Genomic DNA, 22,926 nt, shown 5'->3' with positions numbered 1-22,926 from the left:
GGTTTACATGCCCGGCACCCCAGGTAGAATGGCGCCTCTGCCCTATTTCGAGCTCACTTCATGGCGTTGCCGACCCTACGCATCATCGGTTTCATCATCGGCATCTTCCTGATCACCCTTGCGATCGCCATGGTCGTGCCCATGGCCACCCTGGTGATTTTCGAACGGACCAGCGACCTGCCCTCGTTCCTCTGGGCCAGCCTGATCACCTTTGTCGCCGGGCTTGCCCTGGTGATTCCCGGTCGTCCCGAACACGTGCACCTGCGTCCGCGAGACATGTACCTGCTCACGGTCAGCAGTTGGGTGGTGGTATGCGTGTTCGCCGCGCTGCCGTTCCTGCTGACCCAGCACATCAGCTACACCGACTCGTTTTTCGAAAGCATGTCAGGTATCACCGCCACCGGTTCCACGGTGCTGAGCGGCCTGGACACCCTGTCCCCTGGCATTCTGATGTGGCGCTCGCTGCTGCACTGGCTCGGCGGCATCGGCTTTATCGGCATGGCGGTGGCGATCCTGCCGCTGCTGCGCATCGGTGGCATGCGCCTGTTCCAGACCGAATCCTCGGACCGCTCGGAGAAGGTCATGCCCCGCTCGCACATGGTGGCGCGGCTGATCGTGGCGGCCTACGTCGGCATCACCATCCTCGGCAGCCTGGCGTTCTGGTGGGCCGGCATGGGCCTGTTCGATGCGATCAACCATGCGATGTCGGCGATTTCCACCGGTGGGTTCTCCACCTCGGACGAGTCCCTGGCGCACTGGAAACAACCGGCGGTGCACTGGGTGGCGGTGGTGGTGATGATCCTCGGCAGCTTGCCGTTTACCCTGTACGTGGCCACCTTGCGGGGTAATCGCAAGGCATTGATCAAGGATCAGCAAGTACAGGGCTTGCTCGGTTTGTTGCTGGTGACCTGGCTGGTGCTCGGCACCTGGTACTGGTGGACCACCAACCTGCATTGGCTGGATGCCCTGCGCCATGTGGCGTTGAACGTCACGTCGGTAGTGACCACCACCGGTTTTGCACTGGGGGACTACAGCCTGTGGGGCAATTTCTCACTGATGCTGTTTTTCTACCTGGGCTTCATCGGTGGCTGTTCCGGCTCCACGGCGGGCGGGATCAAGATTTTCCGCTTCCAGGTCGCCTATATCCTGCTCAAGGCCAACTTGAACCAGCTGATTCACCCGCGCGCGGTAATCAAGCAGAAGTACAACGGCCACCGCCTCGACGAAGAGATCGTGCGTTCGATCCTGACCTTTTCGTTTTTCTTCGCCATCACCATCTGCGCCATCGCCCTGGCCTTGTCGCTGCTGGGCCTGGACTGGATGACCGCACTCACCGGCGCCGCCAGCACCGTGTCCGGTGTCGGCCCGGGCCTGGGGGAAACCATTGGCCCGGCCGGCAACTTCGCCAGCCTGCCGGATGCGGCCAAGTGGATCCTGTCCCTGGGCATGCTGCTGGGCCGGCTGGAAATCATCACAGTCTTTGTTCTGTGCATTCCGGCGTTCTGGCGTCACTGACCGTCGACGCGTCCTGCAGTCGCGCCCGGTATTCGCCGGGCGTGGCATCGAACCAGCGGCGAAACGCGCGAAAGAAGTTGCTCGGGTCGGCAAAGCCCAGCAGGTAGGCGATCTCTAACAGGGTCATGCTCGGCTGCGCCAGGTACTGCTCGGCCAGTTCGCGGCGGGTGTCGTCGAGCAGGGTCTGGAAACTCGTGCCTTCTTCCTGCAGGCGCCGCTGCAAGGTGCGCTGGGACAGGTGCAGGGTCTGGGCCACCACTTCGCGCTTGGGCTCGCCCTGGGGCAGCAGTCGGCACAGCACCTGCCGCGCCTTGTGGGTCACGCGGCTTTCGGAGAACCGCGCCAGGTATTCACCGGCAAATCGATCGTGCAACAGCGCCATGGCCTCGTTGGCCGTGGGCAGCGGCGCGTCCATGTCGGCGCGCTCAAAGATCAGCGCGTCATACGGCGCATTGAACTCCAGCGGGGCATGGAACGCTTGTTTATAGGGGGCCAGGTCCCCCGGTTGATCGCCCTGCAACAGCACTTTGCGGGGTTGCAGGGTCCGCCCGGTGAGCCAGCCGCACAGCGCCAACGCACAGGCCAGGGAGGCTTCGGCGCTTTGTCGGGTCGGCGGAAGATGATCGCCATGCACCGTCAGAATCAGCGCATAGCCTTCAGGTAATAGTCGGAAACTCAAATCGGCACTTTCGGCGATGATCCGCTGGTAACGCACCAGGCGCATAAAGCCCTCGGCCAGGGTGTTGCTGGACATCAAGGCGTAACCGGCCACATGAAACGACGCCGGGCGCACCACCTTGCCCATGTTCAGGCCAATCGCCGGGTTACCCGACAGCTCGACCGCGCGCTGCCACAGGCGAGTCATGGAGTCTTGCGGGAACCGTGCATCGGGGTCACTCAGGGCGGCGTAGTCCAGGCCCAGTTGCTTGAACAAGGCGCGGCAATCCAGGCCGTCCATTTCCAGTGCCTTGACTATCCCCATCGCCCAGCTTGCAGAAGTTGTTCGTTCGCTCATGGCGTCTTCTTAATAAAGCAGGCTCAAAATGGCAGCCAGGAAAGCCAAGGATACTAAAGTGGCATCTATTGTCACTGGCTGTTACCACTGATCACTCTAGACTCAAATAAGCTCCCCGCCGAACATCTGTTCGGCGGCACAACAATCAAAGGGCCGGCTGCAGTGGAAAACCTCAAGCGATTCAATAGCTTTGCCGAGTTTTACCCCTATTACCTGACCGAGCACGGCAACAGCACCTGCCGGCGCCTGCACTTTATCGGCACTACCCTGGTGATCGGCATCCTGGCCTATGCCATCGGCCGAGGTTCACTGGGGCTGTTATTGGCCGTGCCGATTGCCGGCTACAGTTTTGCCTGGATCGGGCACTTCTTCTTCGAAAAGAACCGTCCGGCGACCTTCCAGCACCCGTTCTACAGCTTGCTCGGGGATTTTGTGATGTACCGCGACATGATCCTCGGCAAGGTGCCGTTCTGAGCGATGTGACCTCTTGTCACTTGCGTAAAAACGATAAAAGGTTCGTACACCCGGCGATATAAAAGTCTTTTTGTCATTTACAGTGCTGTATCCTGCCAAGGCTTTTTGAGAGCGCGGAATCACCTGCGATTGAAAAAACAGACTTTGCGAGGAGCGACGACGATGCACGAGATACCTAATCTCCCCTTCCCAAGCCTGCACGAAACTGAGCAGCCAACACCGCAGCAGGCCAGCGCGAAGCAGCCTGAGGCCAAAGAAGCAAAACCAGTCGACAGCAAGAGCCAGGACTGACGCCGTACCAGACCGTGTGGAAAGCGTACCTTTGAACGCTTTCCACACTGCCTGAATCACCCCCGAGGTACCCGCCATGACAGACACCCTCCCGGACACCGCCGTACTCGACACCGCCCTGCAGATGGTCGACGTGTGGAACCGCCTCAGCGCGGACAAACAAGCCTTGCTGCTCAAGCGCTTCGGCACCCAGGAAAACGCCCTGGCCGCCCTGGTCACCACCCAGTTACTCGCCCCCCTTCAAGCCTGACGTCTTTTTGATCTGACGTTTTTGCGTTTTACCGCCCTGCGCACGCCCAAGCCCCGGTATCATTAGCAGCCTATCTTTACCTGCTGCGACAGTGGACCTCTCCCATGCCAGATACCCAGCGCCCCCTGGCGGTAACGCTGCAAGTTGTTTCCATCGTGTTGTTCACCTTTATCGGCTACCTGAATATCGGCATTCCCCTGGCCGTGTTGCCGGGCTATGTCCACAGTGAACTGGGCTACGGCGCGGTGATCGCCGGCCTGGTGATCAGCGTGCAGTACCTGGCCACGCTGTTGAGCCGCCCGTATGCAGGCAAAATCATCGATAACCTGGGCAGCAAGCGGGCGGTGCTGATCGGCCTGGTGGGCTGCGGCGCGAGTGGCGTGTTCATGTTGCTTGCGGCGTGGTTTTCAAGCGTGCCGGCCGTCAGCCTGGCCAGCCTGCTCATTGGTCGATTGGTACTGGGCAGCGCAGAAAGCCTGGTGGGCTCAGGTGCCATCGGCTGGGGCATCGGCCGGGTGGGCGCGGCCAATACCGCCAAGGTCATTTCGTGGAACGGCATCGCCAGTTACGGCGCGCTGGCGGTCGGTGCGCCGTTGGGTGTGCTGCTGGTGCGGAATTTCGGACTGTGGAGCATGGGTGTCAGCATTATCCTGCTGGCGCTCGTCGGCGTGCTGCTGGCCTGGAACAAAGTGGCCGCCCCCATCGTCGCCGGCGTGCGCCTGCCGTTCATGAACGTACTGGGCCGAGTCCTGCCCCACGGCTGCGCGCTGGCCCTGGGCTCCATCGGCTTTGGCACCATCGCCACCTTTATCACCCTGTATTACACCACCCAGCACTGGGATAACGCGGTGTGGGCATTGAGCCTGTTCGGCGCCAGCTTTATCGGTGCGCGCCTGCTGTTCGGCAACTTGATCAACCGTATCGGCGGCTTTCGCGTGGCGATCGCCTGCCTGTCGGTGGAGATCCTCGGCCTGCTGCTGTTGTGGCTGGCGCCGGATGCCAACCTGGCCCTGGCCGGCGCGGCGTTGAGCGGTTTCGGCTTTTCCCTGGTGTTTCCGGCGCTGGGGGTGGAGGCGGTCAACCTGGTGCCCGCATCCAGCCGTGGTTCGGCGGTGGGCGCCTATTCGCTGTTTATCGACCTGTCGCTGGGCATTACCGGGCCGCTGGCCGGGGCCGTGGCGGCAGGTTTCGGTTTTGCGTCGATCTTCCTGTTCGCCGCCCTCGCCGCCCTCGGTGGGCTGCTGCTGAGTGTCTACCTGTACCGGCAAGCACCCAAGGCCCGCGAAGCGCGCGATGCCTAGAAGTCGACCTTGCCGCGCCCGGCCTTGATGCTGCCGCGCTTGGTCTTGGATTCCAGGCGCCGCTTTTTCGAGCCCAGGGTGGGCTTGGTCGGGCGGCGCTTCTTCTCGACCTTGGTGGCACTGAGGATCAGCTCCACCAGGCGCTCCAGCGCGTCGGCGCGGTTCTGTTCCTGGGTCCGGTACTGCTGGGCCTTGAGCACCAGCACGCCTTCGCTGGTGATACGGCTGTCACGCAGTGCCAGCAGTCGCTCCTTGTAGAACGCCGGCAGCGACGACGCCGGAATATCAAACCGCAGGTGCACCGCGCTCGACACCTTGTTGACGTTCTGCCCGCCGGCGCCCTGGGCGCGGATGGCGGTCAGCTCGATTTCGGCATCGGGCAGGTGCACGTTGTTGGAAATAACCAGCATCACTCAATAAACCCTAGGCAACAGACACACCCAATCAGGACAACAGCCTCAACAACAAGGACGCATGACAATGAAAAGACTATTGATCACTTTGCTCGGCACCTTATCACTCATTCAAACGTCACTGTCCTTTGCAGATAACGCCAATGGCAAAAACCTCTATTCACAGCGCTGCGCCATGTGCCACGGGCCGGACCTCAAGGCAACGGGGCCGTTGGCCAATAAAAGCAACCCGCCTACACCTGACCTGACAACCCCAGCCTTCAAAAAACGGCTGGCGGCTTACCCGGGCGTTATTGTGTCGTCGGTCATACTTCGCCCGAATGGAGACCTGATCCCAAAAACGCTGCGCGAGAATGGGGTGAAGGTCGCGCCGCATGCCTGGAACGTTAAGGACTTTCGCGACTTGAATGAATACATGAGCGGTGTGATTTCAAAAAGTTGACGGCTTCAAACCGCAAAAAACCCCGCGCCCTATGCAGGATGCGGGGTTTTCCAGGTAGGCGCCTGTTTACTTCAACGCTGCACTCGCGGTGCTCAACGCCGCTTCAGCACTGCGCTTGTTCTTGATCCAATAACACACCGCCATAAACGCCACCCACAGCGGGATCGCGTACACCGACACCTGGATTCCCGGAATCATCAGCATGATCACCAGGATAAACACCACGAACGCCAGGCACACATAGTTGCCATACGGGTACCACAGCGCCTTGAACAGCGGCACCTGGCCGGTGCGGTTCATGTGCTGGCGGAACTTGAAGTGGGAGAAGCTGATCATCGCCCAGTTGATCACCAGCGTGGCCACCACCAGGGACATCAGCAATTCCAGCGCATGTTGCGGGATGAAGTAGTTCATCAACACCGCCACCAGCGTGACCGCCGCCGAAGCGAGGATCGAACGCACCGGCACGCCGCGCTTGTCGATCTTGGCCAGCGCCTTGGGCGCATCACCCTGCTCAGCCATGCCCAGCAGCATGCGGCTGTTGCAGTAGGTGCCGCTGTTGTACACCGACAACGCCGCCGTCAACACCACGAAGTTGAGGATATGCGCGGCGGTGTTGCTGCCCAGCATGGAGAACACCTGCACGAACGGGCTGCCACTGTAGGCATCGCCGGAGGCGTTGAGGGTGGCCAGCAGGCTGTCCCATGGTGTCAGCGACAGCAATACCACCAGGGCGCCGATGTAGAAGATCAGGATGCGGTAGATCACCTGGTTGATCGCCTTGGGGATCACGGTGCGTGGCTGGTCGGCTTCGGCGGCGGTAAAGCCGAGCATTTCCAGGCCGCCGAAGGAGAACATGATGATCGCCATGGCCATCACCAAGCCGCTGACGCCATGGGGGAAGAAGCCGCCGTGTTCCCACAGGTTGCTCACCGAGGCTTGCGGGCCGCCGCTGCCGCTGACCAGCAGGTAGCTGCCCAGGGCGATCATGCCGACGATGGCCACCACCTTGATGATGGCGAACCAGAACTCCGCTTCACCAAAGACTTTGACGTTGGCCAGGTTGATCAGGTTGATCAGCACGAAGAACGCCGCCGCCGACACCCAGGTCGGGATCTCCGGCCACCAGTAGTGCACGTATTTGCCGACGGCTGTCAGCTCGGACATGCCCACCAGGATGTACAGGATCCAGCAGTTCCAGCCCGACAGGAAGCCGGCGAAACCGCCCCAGTACTTGTGGGCAAAGTGGCTGAAGGAACCGGCGACCGGCTCTTCGACGATCATTTCGCCGAGCTGGCGCATGATCATGAAGGCAATGAAGCCGCAGATGGCATAACCCAGGATCATCGACGGGCCGGCGGATTTGAGCACGCCGGCCGAGCCCAGGAACAGGCCGGTGCCGATGGCGCCACCAAGGGCGATCAACTGGATATGCCGATTTTTCAGGCCGCGTTTCAGCTCGCCTGAAGAGGAATGGGGTTCACTCATGAAAAGGGTCTCACGCAAGGTTTGATGATGTTGAATGCAGGTTGCTGCCTTGAATTACCGACTCAAGCAGCGCCGCTCAAACCCCAGCGCAGGCACCAGGAGTACAGCGTCTTTCTAACGGTCATGCGTCACCTGTTTGTTTTTATCTGTGACGAAATCGAACCCGCCGGGCTCGTGGCCAGGCGGAATGATCAGGGTGGGTAAACCCTGAGGTCTTGGCCTTTTGCGTGGTTACGCAAGGGGGTCACAGTAAAACGCGGCGCATTGTACACCGCTCGACAGCTTCAAGCCGTACCCGCGGAGCACGTGCGACGATCTGTCAGGTATTCCTTACAGCCGTAAATAGGCCAATCATGCCGCGAGCTACACGTAAATTAATCGTTACAGCATGGAAAATCAGCGTTACAGCTGTAAGTTTTTGAAAAAATGGCGGTAGGAAAATTCATCACCATTAGCGACGCCAGCTCACTGTATTTGCTGAAGAAAAAAAGCCGGCGAAAAAACAGAAGAAAAAATCCAAATGAGACCGTGTCAATAAAATTTTTGCATTACCAAACACTCTCACCTAGGTTCTTTCACTTGCCCAGCGAAGCCCGCTGGCAAGCCGTTCTCAAACAACGTCCTCTAGGAGATACACCATGCAAGCACTGGAAAACGACCTGGAAACCGAACTGCAACTCGACGATTGGTTTGAAGCGCCGACCCACGAGGCCGCCGTTGAAATGATGCAAGCCGATGCCGTTGTGCCATTTGGCACGGCGATGTGGCCTTTCTGACACCCGGCACGTATTCGGCAGGTGCTGTGCACGGCACCTGCCTCCTTACCCAAGGCACACAAGGACATACGTCATGGACAAGGCCCGCGCCGTTGAACACTTTCTCTACTACCTTGCACACCATCCGGCCCTCGGCGGCCTGAACTGCCCCACCGTGCTGCTGGGCCACACCGAGCGCTACGACGCCATCGCCCAGGCGATCGCCCAGAGCAGCGCCGCCCGTTTCAACTTCCAGGTGCAGCGCCTGGACCTGGCCGACAGCGACAGTCTGGCGCAGGCCATCGAAGCCTGCGACCTGTACCTGTTCCTCTACGATTCCTCCACCCTGCCCAACCCGCGCGCCGAAGGCCCGGACTTTATCCGTGCCCTGCAAGGCGTGATGGCCGAACACTGGAAGAAATCCCTGCTGTTCAAGGATTACGGCGACTATTTCTACGACACCTTCAGCGTCGAGCCGCAGCGCATCGCCGACCTCAACGCCACACTGATCCGGCGCATGTCCCAAGCCGCTGTGCTGAGTTTTACCGACAAACACGGCTCACGCCTGCAGGCGCCCATGAGCAGCATCAAGAAGTGGACCAATATCAACGGCATCGGCAACCACGACCTGGCCCCCGGCGAAATCGCCACCCACAGCGAAGCCATCAATGGTCAGGTGCGGTTTGTCGGCACCTTTCTCAGCACCATCCCCTTCGCGCGCAAGTACGGCGTGCTGCAATCACCGCTGGAACTGTGGATCGAAAACTCGACCATCTGCAGCGTGGCCAGTGACGTGCCGGGGCTGGCCGACGACTTCAATAAATACCTGAATGCCAACCCGTCCAACCGCCGGGTGGAGGAGCTGGGGATTGGTACCAATGAAGGGGTGAAGGACCTGTACGCGCGCAATGCCGGGTTCGAGGAGCGCCATTGCGGCTTGCACCTGGGCTTGGGTGGCGGGCAGAAAGGCAGCCATCACCTGGACCTGATCTTTGCCAGTGGGGTATTGGCGCTGGATGACAAACCGGTGTTTGACGGCACTTTTGCGTTCTGAACACCGAGCTTGAAAATGATGGAGATCCAGCGGTGGGAGCAAACCCTTTCCCACATGTTTACCTCTATTCCAAGGCAAAAAAAAACGCCAACCCTAGGGTTGGCGTTTGTGTGCAGCGGTTACATCACTGCGGCTTCTTGCGACCAAAGCCTGGACGCTGACCCGAACCGGCCGGTGCGCCACGGCGCTTGCCCGATGGCTCGTCCGCCACCAGCTTCAGGCCTGGGCGCTTTTTCGGCGCTGGCTTGGCCGGGCGCTTGGTGTTGGCGCTGTCGGCTGGGTGATCGGATGCCGGAGCACCGCGACCGGCGTCACCACGGTTGCTGCGACCACCGCTTGGCGCGTCACCACGACCGGCTGGGCGTGGGGTGCGTGGCGCACGTTCGCCTTCCTGGCGCGATGGCGCGGTGGGGCGACGCTCGCCTTCGATATGCGGTTGACGCGAGATACGCCCGCCGGTCGCCGGTGCATCCAGCGCCGGGCGCAGGGTGCGGGCAACACGTTCGGTGCGGGCCACGGGGCGCGACGATTTACGCTGCATACGATCGAGCTTGTCTTTGCTCTTGGCGTTCATCTGCGGCATGGCGACCGGCGTCAGGCCGACTTCGGCGCTGAGGATGTCGACTTCGTACTGGCTCATTTCGCGCCAGCGGCCCATCGGCAGGTCGGAGTTGAGAAACACCGGGCCAAAACGCACGCGCTTCAGGCGGCTGACCACCAGGCCCTGGGATTCCCACAGGCGACGCACTTCACGGTTACGGCCTTCCATCACCACGCAGTGGTACCAGTGGTTGAAACCTTCACCGCCCGGCGCCTGCTTGATGTCGGTGAACTTGGCCGGGCCGTCTTCCAGCACCACGCCGGCCTTGAGGCGTTCGATCATCTCGTCATCGACTTCACCACGCACACGCACGGCGTATTCGCGGTCCATCTCGTAGGACGGGTGCATCAGGCGGTTGGCCAGTTCACCGTCGGTGGTGAACATCAGCAAGCCGGTGGTGTTGATGTCGAGACGACCGATGTTGATCCAACGGCCTTCCTTGGGCTTGGGCATCTTGTCGAACACGGTCGGACGGCCTTCCGGGTCGTCACGGGTGCAGATCTCGCCATCGGGCTTGTTGTACATGATCACGCGGCGCACCGATTCGGCGGCCTCTTCACGCTTGATGACCTTGCCATCAATGGTGATTGCATCGTGCAGGTCGACGCGCTGGCCAAGGGTGGCCTCGACGCCGTTGACCTTGATGCGCTTCTGGGTGATCCAGGCTTCGACGTCGCGGCGCGAGCCCACACCGATACGCGCCAGCACCTTTTGCAGCTTTTCGCCTGCAGGGCCGATTTCCTGGCTGTCGTTCTGGTCTTTATCGTTCATCTTAAGCACCTCCCGGTGGGTCGATTCAGGCGTGGCCTGAAGAGTGTTGAAAGCGGGGCTTTGGCCGAATAGGTCGGCAAAGGGTCGCGAATCATACGCCCATGGCGCGCATTGCGCATCAGAGACTAGTCGATAAGCGCCAGGTCATTGCTTTTTCCGCCGACCGGCGATGCCCAGGGCACCACTGAACCCTTGTGGGAGGGGGCTTGCCCCCGATTGCGGTGTGTCAGTCTCAATCTCTTTAACTGAACCACCGCTATCGGGGGCAAGCCCCCTCCTACATTGGACTGCGTCAGTCTTCGAACTGGCGGCGTTCTGCCTCGATGGCCTCGGCCAGTGCCCGGGCTTCGTCTTCTTCGTCGCTCAGGGGCGGTTGTTCGAGGGCGGCGACGGCGGCCAGGAGTTTTTCGCGGGCTTCGGCCACGCCGAGGATATCGTCCTCAGGTTCAGGCTCGACCTCCACGCTCACCTGGGCGTCCGGCTCGGCCGCACCATCGCGCAGCAAGTCATCAAAGTCGGTCTTGATGCCCTGCTCCATGTCGTCCAGTTCCAGCAACAACGTATGGAAACTGGTTTCGTCCTTGGGCTCTTCCGGCTCGGCGGTGGCGTCGGCCAGTTCCTGCAGGCTCGCCGGGACCGGGGCGTCGTCGAAGTCAAGTACCGGCTCGGCTTCCATCTCGCGCAATTCGGCCAGGGGCGGCAGGTCGTCGAGGTTTTTCAGGTTGAAATGGTCGAGGAACACCTTGGTGGTGGCGAACATCGCCGGTTTGCCGGGCACGTCGCGGTAGCCGACGATGCGGATCCACTCACGCTCCAGCAGCGTCTTGACGATATGGCTGTTGACCGCCACGCCCCGCACGTCCTCGATTTCGCCACGGGTGATGGGCTGGCGATAGGCGATCAGCGCCATGGTCTCCAGCATCGCCCGTGAATAGCGCTGCGGGCGCTCTTCCCAGAGGCGGCCGACCCACGGGGAAAACTTCTCACGGATCTGCAGGCGATAACCCGACGCCACCTCGCGCAGTTCAAAGGCGCGGCCGTCGCAGGATTTGCGCAGGATTTCCAGTGCCTTCTTGAACACCGGCGGTTCAGGGCGCTCGGCTTCCTCAAACAGTTCGAACAGACGCTCCAGGGATTGCGGCTTACCCGAGGCCAGGAGAAAGGCCTCCAGTAACGGGGCCAGTTCGCGGGGTTCAGTCAGATTCATCGTTTCAGCTCTTTATTCGGCTCGCGCCCGCACGTGGATAGCCGCAAAAGGCTCATTCTGGACCAGCTCGACCAAGGACTCCTTGACCAGTTCGAGGACCGCCATAAAGGTCACCACCACCCCCAGGCGCCCTTCTTCCGCCGTGAACAGCTCCACAAACGGCACAAACCCGCCGCCCTTGAGGCGTTCGAGTACATCGCTCATGCGCTCGCGGGTGGACAGGGCCTCGCGGCTGACCTGGTGGTGCTCGAACATATCGCCACGGCGCAGCACCTCGGCCATGGACATCAGCAACTCTTCCAGGCTCACGTCCGGCAGCAGCTTGCGTGCACGGGCCTCGGGGGCGTCGAGCTTGGGTACCACCACGTCGCGACCGACGCGGCTCAGGCCGTCGATACCTTCGGCGGCGGCCTTGAAGCGCTCGTATTCCTGCAGCCGGCGGATCAGTTCGGCGCGCGGGTCGTCCTCTTCGGCCTCGACCGTCTCCGCGCGCGGCAACAGCATGCGCGACTTGATCTCGGCGAGCATGGCGGCCATCACCAGGTACTCGGCAGCCAGTTCCAGGCGTACCGACTGCATCAATTCGACATAGCCCATGTACTGGCGGGTGATTTCCGCCACCGGGATGTCGAGGATGTTGATGTTCTGCTTGCGGATCAGGTACAGCAGCAAGTCCAGCGGGCCCTCGAAAGCCTCAAGGAAGACCTCCAGGGCGTCCGGCGGAATGTACAGGTCCAGCGGCATTTCCAGCACCGCCTGGCCGTAGACCATGGCAAACGGCAGCTCCTGCTGGGCGCCCGCCTGGCTGTCGACGGTTTCCACGGCTGACATTCAGGCCTCGGCCATAAAGGGCGCAGGATCGCCGCAACCGACACGGATCACTTCAGGTTCGCCGTCGGCCAGGTTGATCACGGTGGAGGCCTTGTTGCCGCCGAAACCGCCGTCGATGATCAGGTCGACCTGTTTTTCCAGCAATTGGCGCATTTCGTATGGGTCTTCCAGGGGCTCGGTGTCGCCGGGCATGATCAACGACACACTCATCAACGGCTCACCCAGCTCGGCCAGCAGCGCCAGGGCGATGGGATGCTCCGGCACCCGCAGGCCAATGGTGCGTTTTTTCGGGTGCAGCAACAGGCGCGGCACTTCGCGGGTCGCGTTGAGGATAAAGGTGTAGGGCCCTGGCGTGTGGGCCTTGAGCAGGCGGAAGGTGCCGGTGTCGACCTTGGCGAACAGGCCCAGCTGGGACAAGTCGCTGCAGATCAGCGCGAAGTTGTGCTTGTCATCCAGCTGGCGCAGACGTCTGACACGCTCGACAGCGCCCTTGTCACCGATCTGGCAACCGATGGCGTAGGACGAATCGGTCGGGTAGATCACCACACCGCCGGCGCGAATGATCTCTACGGCCTGCTTGATCAGGCGCGCCTGGGGGTTTTCCGGATGAATCTGGAAGAATTGACTCACGGGTTCTACCTGTTCAGACGGTGGCAATAATGGGGTCATGCTTGAATCTCCCCCACAACAGCGGCAAATCTTCCGGGACCGCGCGGTACTCGCCGATCTCGGACCAGCCGCCAGGGCCATGAAAGTCACTGCCGGCGCTGACCAGCAGACCAAATTCGCGAGCAAGGATCGACAGGCTGCCCACCTGTTCGGCGGGTTGAAAGCCGTTGACCACTTCAATCGCGTGACCGCCAGCTCCAATATAGTCGCCAATCAGCTTGCGACGCTTGCTGCGGGTGAAATCGTAATGCCAGGGATGGGCCAGGCTGACCCAGGCTCCGGAGGCCCGCAGGGTCTCGACGGTGTCTTCGAGGGTCGGCCAATGTTGCTTCACATCGCCCAACTTGCCGGCGCCCAGCCACTTGCGAAAGGCTTCGGCGCGGTCCTTGACAAAACCCTCACGCACCATCCAGTCGGCAAAGTGCGGACGGGCCGGCGCGTTGCCGCTGTCACCCAGTTCCTGCTGGATGGCGCGGGCGCCGTCGAGGGCGTTGGGCATGCCTTTGAGGCTGAGTTTTCGGCTTATTTCTTCGGACCGCAGCCAGCGGCCATCGTGCAATTGCGCGATAGCCTCCACCAGCGGCGGCGCTTTTTGATCGAAGCCGTAGCCGAGCACATGAATGGTGGCGCCGCCCCAGGTGCAGGACAATTCCACCCCGTTGACCAGCTGCATGCCCAGGGCATGGGCCGTTGTACGGGCTTCGTCGAGGCCTTCGAGGGTGTCGTGGTCGGTCAACGAGAGGACTCGCACGCCTTTTTCAAACGCACGCGCAACCAGTACCGCGGGCGCCAGGGCGCCGTCGGAGGCCGTGCTGTGGCAGTGCAAATCAACATTCACGGGGGGGTGTAACCTCAAGTCAGCTGGCGCTATCGCAACCAAGGATGTTTGTTATTATGCCGCCACATCCAGCTTCTGGCTCTTACTGTGAAACAATTCATCGACTTCATCCCGCTGTTGCTGTTTTTCATCGTTTACAAACTCGACCCCAGGGTCATCGACCTGGCCGGCCATGAGCTGACTGTCGGCGGCATCTACAGTGCCACCGCCGTGCTCATCATCAGCTCTGTGGTGGTCTACGGCGCCATCTTCATTTCCCAGCGCAAACTGGAAAAAAGCCAGTGGCTGACCCTGATCGCCTGCCTGGTCTTCGGCAGCCTGACCCTGGCCTTCCACAGCGAAACCTTCCTGAAATGGAAAGCGCCGGTGGTGAACTGGCTGTTCGCCCTGGCGTTCATCGGCAGCCACTTCATCGGTGATCGCCTGTTGATCAAGCGGATCATGGGCCACGCGCTGACCCTGCCGGAACCGGTGTGGACACGCTTGAACCTGGCCTGGATCGCGTTTTTCATCTTCTGCGGCGCCGCCAACCTGTTCGTGGCGTTTACCTTCCAGGACTACTGGGTCGACTTCAAAGTGTTCGGCAGCCTGGGCATGACCGTGCTGTTCCTGGTCGCCCAGGGCATCTACCTGTCGCGCCACCTGCATGACACCGAGCCTACTACGCCGAAAACCGAGGACTGACATGCTCTACGCCATCATTGCCACCGACGTCGCCAACTCGCTGGAAAAACGCCTGTCCGTGCGCCCGGCCCACGTCGAGCGCCTGAAAGTCCTTCAAGCCGAAGGCCGCATCGTGCTGGCCGGCCCGCACCCGGCCGTGGACAGCAACGACCCGGGCGACGCCGGTTTTACCGGTAGCCTGATCGTCGCCGAGTTTGCCTCGCTGGCCTTGGCCCAGGCCTGGGCCAAGGCCGATCCCTATGTCGCCGCGGGGGTCTACGCCGACGTAGTGATCAAACCCTTCAAGCAAGTCCTGCCCTGATCCCGATTGCGCCGAACCTATTGAGTACGGCGCACTCCTAATTGCTCATTATTTTCGGCAACCTGCCGACAACGTTCTGAATATTCGTGTGGAATCAGGAGTTCCGATGCGCTTACGTCAGTTGTGTCTGTTGGCAGTGTTAATGATCGGGGCTACGGCCCACGCTGAAGAAACCTCGAGCACCGGCAGTTCCACGCCCCTGTCCTTGAGCGCCGGCGCCCAGATCACCGAGTTGCAGCAACGTTTGAAAGAAAGCGAACGGCAACGTGAAGAACTGAGCAAGCAACTGCAAAGCGCGGATGCCACCCGCGAAAGCGCTCAATTGAGTCGCCTTCGCCAGGAGAACCAACGCCTGGCCCAGCAACTCAAAGATGCACAGGGCGGCGCCTTGACCCGCTGGCTGACCGAGCAGCAACAATGGTTCGTCACCGGTGGGGCCGTCGCACTGATCGCCCTGTTGTGCGGGATCTTCGCCAGCGGTGGGCACCGTCGCCGTCGACAATGGCTAAATTGAGTGAGTCATGAGCGAGCTGTTACTGATAGATGATGACCAGGAGCTCTGCGAGCTGCTGAGCAGTTGGCTGAGCCAGGAAGGTTTCCAGGTGCGCGCCTGCCACGACGGCTTGAGCGCACGCAAGGCCTTGGCCGACAGCGCCCCGGCAGCGGTAGTGCTGGATGTGATGCTGCCCGACGGCAGCGGCCTGGAGCTGCTCAAGCAATTGCGCAACGACCACCCGGAGCTGCCGGTGCTGATGCTTTCGGCGCGGGGCGAACCCCTGGACCGCATCCTCGGCCTGGAATTGGGCGCCGACGACTACCTGGCCAAGCCCTGCGACCCGCGCGAACTCACCGCGCGGCTGCGCGCGGTATTGCGCCGCAGCCACCCGGCCGCCGTGTCCAGCCAACTGGAACTGGGCGACCTGTGCTTCAGCCCGGTGCGCGGCGTGGTCAGCATCGATGAGCAGGAGTTCACCCTCACCGTCTCCGAAAGCCGCCTGCTGGAAGCATTATTGCGCCAGCCCGGCGAACCGCTGGACAAGCAGGAACTGGCGCAGATCGCCCTGGGCCGCAAGCTGACCCTTTACGATCGCAGCCTGGACATGCACGTCAGCAACCTGCGCAAGAAGATCGGCCCGCACCCCGATGGCCGGCCACGGATCGTGGCGTTGCGCAGCCGCGGCTACTACTACAGCCTCTAAGTCCCCTTCGCTCCTGCAGGGTTTTGTCAGTTCACAACAAAACCCTCTTTACCCAAGCTTTACCCACACCTGACCGCCGCTGACCTTGATCTCCGTAATCTACTCACATCCGGACTCACCGGAATAGAGACAGGAGAATCACCATGCGCAAGACCCTTATCGCTTTGATGTTCGCCGCCGCCCTGCCGACCGTTGCCATGGCCGCACTGCCTGAAGGCCCGGGCCCGATGGGCGGCCCTGAAGGGCACATGATGGGTGGCCCGGGCCACGGCGGTGAACACGGTCCGCGTGGCAAAGGCGGCCCTTTCAGCCAACTGGACCTGAGCCGCGAACAGCGCGAGCAGATCGGCAAGCTGATGGGTGACCAATGGCACGCTCGCAAAGACCTGGTCAAAAAGTACCTGGACAAGCTCCCGGCCGCCGACCAGAAAGCCATGCAGGATGAAATCGCCGCCGGCAAGCAGAAGACCCAGGCCGATATCCGTGCCGTGCTCAAGCCTGACCAGCAGAAGAAGTTCGACGAGATCGTCAAGAAGCAAGAACAGCGCCGTGCCGAATGGAAGGAATTCCAGGCCTGGAAAGCGCAACAGCCGCAAAAAGCGCAATAATGCACCCGCGTTAACACTCCCAGCCCAGTGGCCACCGCCACTGGGCTTTTCCTGTTTGAGGGTTTCCTGTGCGTTCATTGTTCTGGCGCATCCTGGCCAGTTTCTGGCTGGCCATCGCCCTGGTTGCCGGGTTGTCGATCCTGCTTGGGCACATGCTTAACCAGGATGCCTGGATTCTCAGCCGCCACCCCGGCCTCAATAACCTCGCGCAAGAGTGGACCCAGCTCTACGAAGCCCAGGGCGAGGATGCTGCCCAGGACCTGCTGCAACAGCGCAAGCGCCAGTACCACATCGACGTGCAAGTGCTCAACGAAAGCGGCGAGCCGGTGGTGCGCGGCACTTTCCCGCGCCGCGCCGCTGCCTTTGAAGCCCGGCAGAACGACAGCAAGGAAGGCCATCTGCCCTGGCGACGCCTGACCGCCGAGTACACCAGCGAGAAGACCGGCGACACCTACCTGTTGATCTACCGCATCCCGCACCCGGAGCTGGACGAGTGGCACCGCAGCAGCCTGGCATGGCCCTTGAGCGCACTGGTGATTGCCCTGGTGGTGCTGACCTTGTTCAGCCTGTTCGTCACCTTGTCCATCACCCGTCCACTGAGCCGCCTGCGCGGCGCGGTGCATGACCTCGGCCAGGCCACCTACCAGCAGAACAGCCTGGCGCAACTGGCCAACCGCCGCGATGAGTTCGGCGTACTCGCCACCGACTTCAACCGCATGGGCGCACGCCTGCAAAGCCTGATCGGCAGTCAACGCCAGCTGCTGCGCGACGTGTCCCATGAGCTGCGCTCGCCCCTCGCGCGCCTGCGCATCGCCCTGGCCCTGGCCGAGCGCGCCAGCCCCGAAGAACGGGAAAAACTCTGGCCACGCCTGACCCGCGAATGCGACCGCCTGGAAGCGCTGATCAGCGAGATCCTGGTACTGGCCCGCGTCGATGCCGACAATGCCAGCGCCGAAGACGTCGACCTCATCGCCCTGCTCAAAACCCTGCAAAAGGATGCCCAACTCAGCGCGCCGGACCAGGTGGTGCAACTGAGCACCGACGCCGACCTGCAACTGAAGGGCTGGCCGACCATGATCGAACGGGCTGTGGATAACCTGCTGCGCAATGCCCAGCGCTTCAACCCGCCGGGGCAACCGATCGATTTGCACGCCCAGCTCCAGGGCGAACGTATCCTGATCAGCGTGCGCGACCATGGCCCCGGTGTGGACGCCGAACACCTGAGTCAACTCGGTGAACCGTTCTACCGCGCTCCCGGCCAGACCGCCCAAGGCCACGGCCTGGGCCTGGCGATCGCGCGACGCGCGGCCGAACGCCACGGTGGCAGCCTGATCCTGGCCAATCACCCAGCCGGTGGTTTTATCGCCAGCATCGACCTGCCGTTGGAACCGGGAGTTGTCACGCCGGTGTGATGATCTTCTATAGTGGCCCTTCTCTTACGGAGGGCCTTTGATGACTGACCTGCTGACTCCCATCCAAGCCGCACTCGATCTACCCCACACCCCGCTGACCTTCACCGAGGCTGGCGCCCTGCCCTCGACCTTCGCCGTCACCGAACTGGCCAGTGCCAGCATCGGCGCCGCCGGGCAGGCCGTCGCCCAGTTGATCCGGCAACGGACCGGGCGCCTGCCCGACGTGACCGTGGACCGACGCCTCGCCTCTTTCTGGTTCTCGTCCTCGATCCGCCCGCTGGGCTGGCAAGTGCCGCCGTTGTGGGATCCGGTGGCCGGCGATTACGCCAGCGCCGATGACTGGATTCGCCTGCACACCAACGCGCCTCATCACCGTGCCGCCGCCGAGCGGGTGCTGGGCACGGTCGCCGACCGCGCCGGGATGGCCGGCAAGGTCGCGGCGTGGAACGCGGCAGAACTGGAACAGGCGATTGTCGACCAAGGTGGCTGCGCCGCGCAGATGCGTGCGTGGCAAGCCTGGCAGCAGCACCCGCAGGGGTTGGCGGTGAACGCCGAGGCGTTGGTCCAACGCCAGACCTTCGAAACCACGACCGACAAACCCTGGCACGGTTCGCTGGCACGCCCGCTGGCCGGCCTCAAGGTGCTGGACCTGACCCGCGTATTGGCCGGCCCGGTGGCCAGTCGTTTCCTTGCCGGCCTCGGCGCGGATGTACTGCGCATCGACTCACCCACCTGGAACGAGCCCGGCGTAGTCCCGGAAATGACCCTGGGCAAACGCTGCGCGCGCCTGGACCTGAAAACGCCCGAAGGTCGGCGGGTTTTCGAGCATTTGCTCAGGGACGCCGACATCCTGTTCCACGGTTACCGCGCTGACGCCCTGGAGCATCTGGGCTACACCGCCCCCGAACTGCAACACCTCGCCCCAGGCCTGATCGACGTCAGCCTCAACGCCTACGGCTGGAGCGGCCCGTGGCGTAATCGCCGGGGCTTCGACAGCCTGGTGCAGATGAGCAGCGGGATCGCCGAGGCCGGCATGCTCTGGAAACACGCGGATAAACCGCTGCCACTGCCGTTGCAGGCGCTGGATCACGCGACCGGGTATCTGATGGCGGCCAGTGCGATTCAGGCGCTGGGCGAACGGTTGCAGTCGGGGCGCGGTGGTTCGGCGCGGTTGTCGTTGGCACGCACCGCAACGTTACTGGTGCAAGCAGGCCAAGTGCCCGACCAACCGGCGTTGCGCGAGGAGGAACCAGGGGATCAAGGCCTGGTCGTCGAACAGACCGCCTGGGGCCAGGCCCATCGGCTGCTGCCCCCGCTGACCATCAGCGGTACGCCATTGCAATGGGATTTGCCGGCGGGAGAATTGGGCTCCCACCGGCCTCAATGGTGACTTGACGGCCGCTATCGGGAGCAAGCCCCCTCCCACACTTTGATGGGTGAACATATTCAAAATGTGGGAGGGGCTTGCTCCCGATGAGGCCAGTACCGTCACCCCATCACAACGACAACACCCCGCTGTACAACCCATACGCCGCCAGCCCCGCGCCGGCGATCACGCAGCTGAAAATGCCTTTTTCAACGTGGGTGAACAACGGCTGGCCCTGTTCGCGCTTGGCCAGGGCGAACAGGATCACGCCCGGCGCATACAGCAGCGCCGACAGCAGCAGGTATTTAAGGCCCCCGGCGTAGAGCAACCATACGGCGTAACCCAGGGCGATCAACCCCACCAGCAGGTCCTTGATGCGATGGCGGTGGGCACCTTCATAGGTTTCACCACGCCCGCTCAGCAACACCGCGTAGGCCGCCGACCACAGGTAAGGCACGAGGATCATCGACGACGCCAGGTAGATCAGGGTGGTGTAGGTGCTGTGGGAAAACAGCGTGATCACCAGGAAGACCTGGATCATCACATTGGTCAGCCACAAGGCGTTGACCGGCACCTGGTTGGCATTTTCCTTTTTCAGGAAGGCCGGCATGGTCTTGTCATGGGCGGTGGCATAGAGGATCTCGGCACACAGCAGCGCCCAGGACAGCAAGGCGCCCAGCAATGAAACCGCCAGGCCGATACTGATCAGCAACGCGCCCCAGGGCCCGACGATATGCTCGAGCACACCGGCCAGGGACGGGTTTTGCAGGCCGGCCAGCTCCGCCTGGCTCATGATGCCCAGGGACAACACATTCACCAGCACCAACAGCGCCAGCACGCCGAGAAAGCCGATCACCGTGGCCCGCCCTACGTCCGCGCGCTTCTCGGCCCGCGCCGAATACACACTGGCGCCTTCGATGCCGATAAACACAAATACCGTGACCAGCATCATATTGCGCACCTGGTCCACCACACTGCCGAATTGCGGCTTTTCCAGGCCCCAGATGTCAGCCGTGAAGATATCCGCCTTGAACGCCACGGCGGCGATCACCACGAACATCAACAGCGGTACCAGCTTGGCCACGGTGGTGATCTGGTTGATGAACGCGGCTTCCTTGATCCCGCGCATCACCAGGAAATGCACGGCCCACAGCAGCAACGATGCGCAGCCGATGGCCACCGGCGTGTTGCCTTGGCCGAACACCGGGAAAAAATAGCCGAGGGTGCTGAACAGCAACACGAAATAACCGACATTGCCCATCCACGCGCTGATCCAGTAACCCCAGGCCGATGAAAAACCCATGTAGTCGCCGAAACCCGCCTTGGCGTAGGCGTACACCCCGGAATCCAGTTCCGGCTTGCGATTGGCCAGGGTCTGGAAGACAAACGCCAGGGTCAGCATGCCCACGGCGGTGATCGCCCAACCGATCAACACCGCGCCCACCTCCGCGCGCGCGGCCATGTTCTGCGGCAACGAGAAAATCCCCCCGCCGATCATCGAGCCCACCACCAGGGCAATCAGGGCGCCAAGCCGAAGTTTCTGGGCCGGTTGAGACATGCAGACTCCTGAATAAGATTTGAGCGGACAACCGTGCACTCAACTAATTAACTCAGCGAGTGTAGCGTTTATTAAAGACAGCGATAAAACCGCCACGCTCATAACTCAGCGGCATGACGGTTTTTATAGTTTAGGCTTATTTAGATTTTAAATACGCCGAATACTTTGTCGCTTCCAAGCTATTTATTGTCGCCGTTGCGAAAAGTTTGCACATTCGGGAAAACGGGCTAGTTTCAAACGTCCATACGCAGCACTAAATGATTGACCAAACCGCAGAGATCGCTCTGGAAAGCGCCTTTGCGCGGAAAACTATTGCCCACGACTTTCCAGTCTAAGTCATTAATTCACAATGGAATGTGCCAATGAAGTGATCTGAGTCAGCTGTTTGATTAGCGCACGGAATTATTCTGTGGTCTCTCTTCTCCTGCATTGGAGTTATGCGATGTCTGAATCTCCCGGAAAACTTCGATTGGGTGCATTGGTTGCACTTGTCGTCGGCTCAATGATTGGCGGCGGGATCTTCTCTCTGCCGCAAAACATGGCCGCCAGTGCCGATGTTGGCGCGGTATTGATCGGCTGGGTGATCACCGCCGTGGGCATGCTGACCCTGGCGTTTGTCTTCCAGACCCTGGCCAATCGCAAACCTGATCTGGACGGCGGCGTCTACGCCTATGCCAAGGCCGGCTTCGGTGACTACATGGGCTTTTCGTCGGCCTGGGGTTACTGGATCAGCGCCTGGTTGGGCAACGTCGGTTACTTCGTCCTCCTGTTCAGCACCCTCGGTTACTTCTTCCCGATCTTCGGCGAAGGCAATACGCCTGCGGCGGTGATTGGCGCGTCGGTCTTGCTCTGGGCCGTGCACTTTCTGGTGCTGCGCGGGATCAAGGAAGCGGCGTTCATCAACCTGGTGACCACCGTCGCCAAGGTGGTGCCCCTGGTGCTGTTCGTGTTGATCGCCGTGTTCGCCTTCAAGCTGGACATCTTCACCGCTGACATCTGGGGCGTGAAGAACCCGGACCTGGGCAGCGTGATGAACCAGGTGCGCAACATGATGCTGGTCACCGTGTGGGTGTTCATCGGCATCGAAGGCGCGAGCATCTTCTCGGCACGCGCCGAAAAACGCAGCGACGTCGGCAAGGCCACCGTGATCGGTTTTATTACCGTGCTGCTGTTCCTGATGCTGGTGAACGTGCTGTCCCTGGGCATCATGACTCAACCGGAGCTGGCCAAGCTGCAGAACCCGTCGATGGCCGCCGTGCTGGAGCATGTGGTGGGCCACTGGGGTGCGGTGCTGATCAGCGTCGGCTTGATCATCTCGTTGCTGGGTGCGCTGCTGTCGTGGGTGCTGCTGTGTGCGGAGATCATGTTCGCCGCCGCCAAGGACCACACCATGCCGGAGTTCCTGCGCAAGGAAAACGCCAACCATGTGCCGGCCAACGCCCTGTGGCTGACCAACGCCATGGTCCAGATATTCCTGGTGATCACGCTGTTTTCCGCCAGTACCTACCTGTCGCTGATCTACCTCGCCACCTCGATGATCCTCGTGCCTTACCTGTGGTCGGCGGCCTACGCGCTGCTGCTGGCGGTACGCGGCGAAACCTACGAAAACGCCCTCAAGGAGCGCAGGAAAGACCTGTTTATCGGCGCGATCGCACTGATCTACGCGGTCTGGCTGCTCTATGCCGGCGGCACCAAGTACCTGCTGTTGTCCGCCCTGCTCTATGCCCCCGGCGCGATCCTGTTCGCCAAGGCCAAGCATGAACTGGGCAAACCGATTTTCACCAACGTCGAGAAGCTGATTTTCGCCGCAGTCGTCATTGGCGCCCTGGTGGCTGCCTATGGCCTCTACGACGGCTTCCTGACTCTGTAACTGATGTTCACTG

The 22,926-nt window shown here is 61.5% G+C and carries 24 protein-coding genes; 15 read left to right on the top strand and 9 right to left on the bottom strand.

The features are described 5' to 3' along the window. Positions 1 to 60: 60 nt before the first annotated feature. Positions 61 to 1,515: a TrkH family potassium uptake protein gene (locus BLQ09_RS20980; RefSeq protein ID WP_027605582.1), complete on the top strand. Its 1,455-nt coding sequence runs from the start codon at positions 61 to 63 to the stop codon at positions 1,513 to 1,515. On the opposite strand, the gene BLQ09_RS20975 is transcribed toward BLQ09_RS20980, so the two are convergent. After that, on the bottom strand, positions 1,472 to 2,530 hold the full coding sequence (locus tag BLQ09_RS20975) for an AraC family transcriptional regulator (protein ID WP_027605581.1): 1,059 nt from the start codon (positions 2,528 to 2,530) through the stop codon (positions 1,472 to 1,474). The two genes, BLQ09_RS20980 and BLQ09_RS20975, sit on opposite strands and share 44 nt — an antisense overlap. Before the next feature lie 162 nt (positions 2,531 to 2,692). Here BLQ09_RS20975 and BLQ09_RS20970 point away from each other — a divergent pair, with 162 nt between their 5' ends. The 3 genes from BLQ09_RS20970 (at position 2,693) to BLQ09_RS20965 (ending at position 4,846) form a co-directional block, all read left to right on the top strand. Beyond that, complete coding sequence (locus tag BLQ09_RS20970; RefSeq protein WP_027605580.1) at positions 2,693 to 3,004, top strand: Mpo1-like protein; 312 nt, start codon at positions 2,693 to 2,695, stop codon at positions 3,002 to 3,004. A gap of 367 nt (positions 3,005 to 3,371) precedes the next feature. Then, positions 3,372 to 3,545 (top strand): hypothetical protein, encoded by a 174-nt coding sequence (locus tag BLQ09_RS31345; RefSeq protein WP_162844272.1) that lies wholly within the window; start codon positions 3,372 to 3,374, stop codon positions 3,543 to 3,545. Positions 3,546 to 3,649: 104 nt separating this feature from the next. Next, entirely contained in the window at positions 3,650 to 4,846 is a 1,197-nt protein-coding gene (locus tag BLQ09_RS20965) for an MFS transporter (protein ID WP_092358414.1), read from the top strand. Here BLQ09_RS20965 and arfB read toward each other — a convergent pair. Then, on the bottom strand, positions 4,843 to 5,256 hold the full coding sequence (gene arfB, locus BLQ09_RS20960) for an alternative ribosome rescue aminoacyl-tRNA hydrolase ArfB (protein WP_017139168.1): 414 nt from the start codon (positions 5,254 to 5,256) through the stop codon (positions 4,843 to 4,845). The genes BLQ09_RS20965 and arfB overlap by 4 nt on opposite strands. A gap of 70 nt (positions 5,257 to 5,326) precedes the next feature. Here arfB and BLQ09_RS20955 point away from each other — a divergent pair, with 70 nt between their 5' ends. Next, on the top strand, positions 5,327 to 5,701 hold the full coding sequence (locus tag BLQ09_RS20955; RefSeq protein WP_027605578.1) for a cytochrome c: 375 nt from the start codon (positions 5,327 to 5,329) through the stop codon (positions 5,699 to 5,701). Between the two features lie 66 nt (positions 5,702 to 5,767). Here the strand turns inward: BLQ09_RS20955 and BLQ09_RS20950 are convergent, their stop codons facing one another. Then, on the bottom strand, positions 5,768 to 7,189 hold the full coding sequence (locus BLQ09_RS20950; protein WP_027605577.1) for an amino acid permease: 1,422 nt from the start codon (positions 7,187 to 7,189) through the stop codon (positions 5,768 to 5,770). Between the two features lie 638 nt (positions 7,190 to 7,827). Here BLQ09_RS20950 and BLQ09_RS31340 point away from each other — a divergent pair. Then, positions 7,828 to 7,965: a hypothetical protein gene (locus BLQ09_RS31340; RefSeq protein ID WP_003175756.1), complete on the top strand. Its 138-nt coding sequence runs from the start codon at positions 7,828 to 7,830 to the stop codon at positions 7,963 to 7,965. Positions 7,966 to 8,038: 73 nt separating this feature from the next. Beyond that, the gene (locus BLQ09_RS20940; protein ID WP_027605575.1) at positions 8,039 to 8,998 is read left to right on the top strand and encodes a CgnE/CgnB domain-containing protein; all 960 of its coding nucleotides are present in this window, start codon (positions 8,039 to 8,041) and stop codon (positions 8,996 to 8,998) included. Positions 8,999 to 9,122: 124 nt separating this feature from the next. Here the strand turns inward: BLQ09_RS20940 and rluB are convergent, their stop codons facing one another. The 5 genes from rluB to BLQ09_RS20915 all read right to left on the bottom strand — a co-directional run bounded on the left by rluB (position 9,123) and on the right by BLQ09_RS20915 (position 13,915). Beyond that, positions 9,123 to 10,370 (bottom strand): 23S rRNA pseudouridine(2605) synthase RluB, encoded by a 1,248-nt coding sequence (gene rluB / locus BLQ09_RS20935; protein ID WP_027605574.1) that lies wholly within the window; start codon positions 10,368 to 10,370, stop codon positions 9,123 to 9,125. 292 nt (positions 10,371 to 10,662) lie between these two features. Beyond that, complete coding sequence (scpB, locus tag BLQ09_RS20930) at positions 10,663 to 11,577, bottom strand: SMC-Scp complex subunit ScpB (protein WP_027605573.1); 915 nt, start codon at positions 11,575 to 11,577, stop codon at positions 10,663 to 10,665. A gap of 12 nt (positions 11,578 to 11,589) precedes the next feature. Further along, on the bottom strand, positions 11,590 to 12,288 hold the full coding sequence (locus tag BLQ09_RS20925) for a segregation and condensation protein A (RefSeq protein WP_169898658.1): 699 nt from the start codon (positions 12,286 to 12,288) through the stop codon (positions 11,590 to 11,592). Between the two features lie 120 nt (positions 12,289 to 12,408). Continuing rightward, entirely contained in the window at positions 12,409 to 13,038 is a 630-nt protein-coding gene (locus BLQ09_RS20920) for an L-threonylcarbamoyladenylate synthase (RefSeq protein WP_027605571.1), read from the bottom strand. A gap of 13 nt (positions 13,039 to 13,051) precedes the next feature. Beyond that, a complete protein-coding gene (locus tag BLQ09_RS20915) occupies positions 13,052 to 13,915 on the bottom strand; it encodes a PHP domain-containing protein (RefSeq protein ID WP_027605570.1) in 864 nt (287 codons plus the stop codon). Between the two features lie 87 nt (positions 13,916 to 14,002). On the opposite strand from BLQ09_RS20915, the gene BLQ09_RS20910 reads away from it, so the two are divergent. The 7 genes from BLQ09_RS20910 (at position 14,003) to BLQ09_RS20880 (ending at position 19,509) form a co-directional block, all read left to right on the top strand. After that, positions 14,003 to 14,599, top strand: a complete 597-nt coding sequence (locus tag BLQ09_RS20910; RefSeq protein ID WP_092358410.1) for a septation protein A — start codon at positions 14,003 to 14,005, stop codon at positions 14,597 to 14,599. Position 14,600: 1 nt separating this feature from the next. Continuing rightward, positions 14,601 to 14,900: a YciI family protein gene (locus BLQ09_RS20905; RefSeq protein WP_092358408.1), complete on the top strand. Its 300-nt coding sequence runs from the start codon at positions 14,601 to 14,603 to the stop codon at positions 14,898 to 14,900. Between the two features lie 106 nt (positions 14,901 to 15,006). Further along, positions 15,007 to 15,414 (top strand): SH3 domain-containing protein, encoded by a 408-nt coding sequence (locus BLQ09_RS20900; protein WP_027605567.1) that lies wholly within the window; start codon positions 15,007 to 15,009, stop codon positions 15,412 to 15,414. 7 nt (positions 15,415 to 15,421) lie between these two features. Continuing rightward, a complete protein-coding gene (locus BLQ09_RS20895; protein ID WP_027605566.1) occupies positions 15,422 to 16,099 on the top strand; it encodes a response regulator transcription factor in 678 nt (225 codons plus the stop codon). A gap of 143 nt (positions 16,100 to 16,242) precedes the next feature. Beyond that, a complete protein-coding gene (locus tag BLQ09_RS20890) occupies positions 16,243 to 16,707 on the top strand; it encodes an LTXXQ domain protein (protein ID WP_027605565.1) in 465 nt (154 codons plus the stop codon). Between the two features lie 68 nt (positions 16,708 to 16,775). Further along, entirely contained in the window at positions 16,776 to 18,119 is a 1,344-nt protein-coding gene (locus BLQ09_RS20885; RefSeq protein WP_092358406.1) for a sensor histidine kinase, read from the top strand. A gap of 40 nt (positions 18,120 to 18,159) precedes the next feature. Then, the gene (locus BLQ09_RS20880) at positions 18,160 to 19,509 is read left to right on the top strand and encodes a CoA transferase (RefSeq protein WP_092358404.1); all 1,350 of its coding nucleotides are present in this window, start codon (positions 18,160 to 18,162) and stop codon (positions 19,507 to 19,509) included. Between the two features lie 106 nt (positions 19,510 to 19,615). Here BLQ09_RS20880 and arcD (BLQ09_RS20875) read toward each other — a convergent pair whose 3' ends face one another. Further along, a complete protein-coding gene (arcD, locus tag BLQ09_RS20875; protein ID WP_027605562.1) occupies positions 19,616 to 21,043 on the bottom strand; it encodes an arginine-ornithine antiporter in 1,428 nt (475 codons plus the stop codon). A gap of 442 nt (positions 21,044 to 21,485) precedes the next feature. Here arcD (BLQ09_RS20875) and arcD (BLQ09_RS20870) point away from each other — a divergent pair, with 442 nt between their 5' ends. Further along, positions 21,486 to 22,913 carry an arginine-ornithine antiporter gene (gene arcD, locus BLQ09_RS20870; protein WP_027605561.1) on the top strand — a complete coding sequence of 476 codons (1,428 nt, stop codon included), beginning with the start codon at positions 21,486 to 21,488 and terminating at the stop codon, positions 22,911 to 22,913. Positions 22,914 to 22,926 lie beyond the last annotated feature (13 nt).

This window comes from Pseudomonas sp. NFACC25 (genome assembly GCF_900100935.1).
Lineage (GTDB): Bacteria > Pseudomonadota > Gammaproteobacteria > Pseudomonadales > Pseudomonadaceae > Aquipseudomonas > Aquipseudomonas marginalis.
The sequence above is the reverse complement of the archived record's forward strand: the minus strand, read 5'-3'. Positions and strand labels throughout refer to the sequence as shown.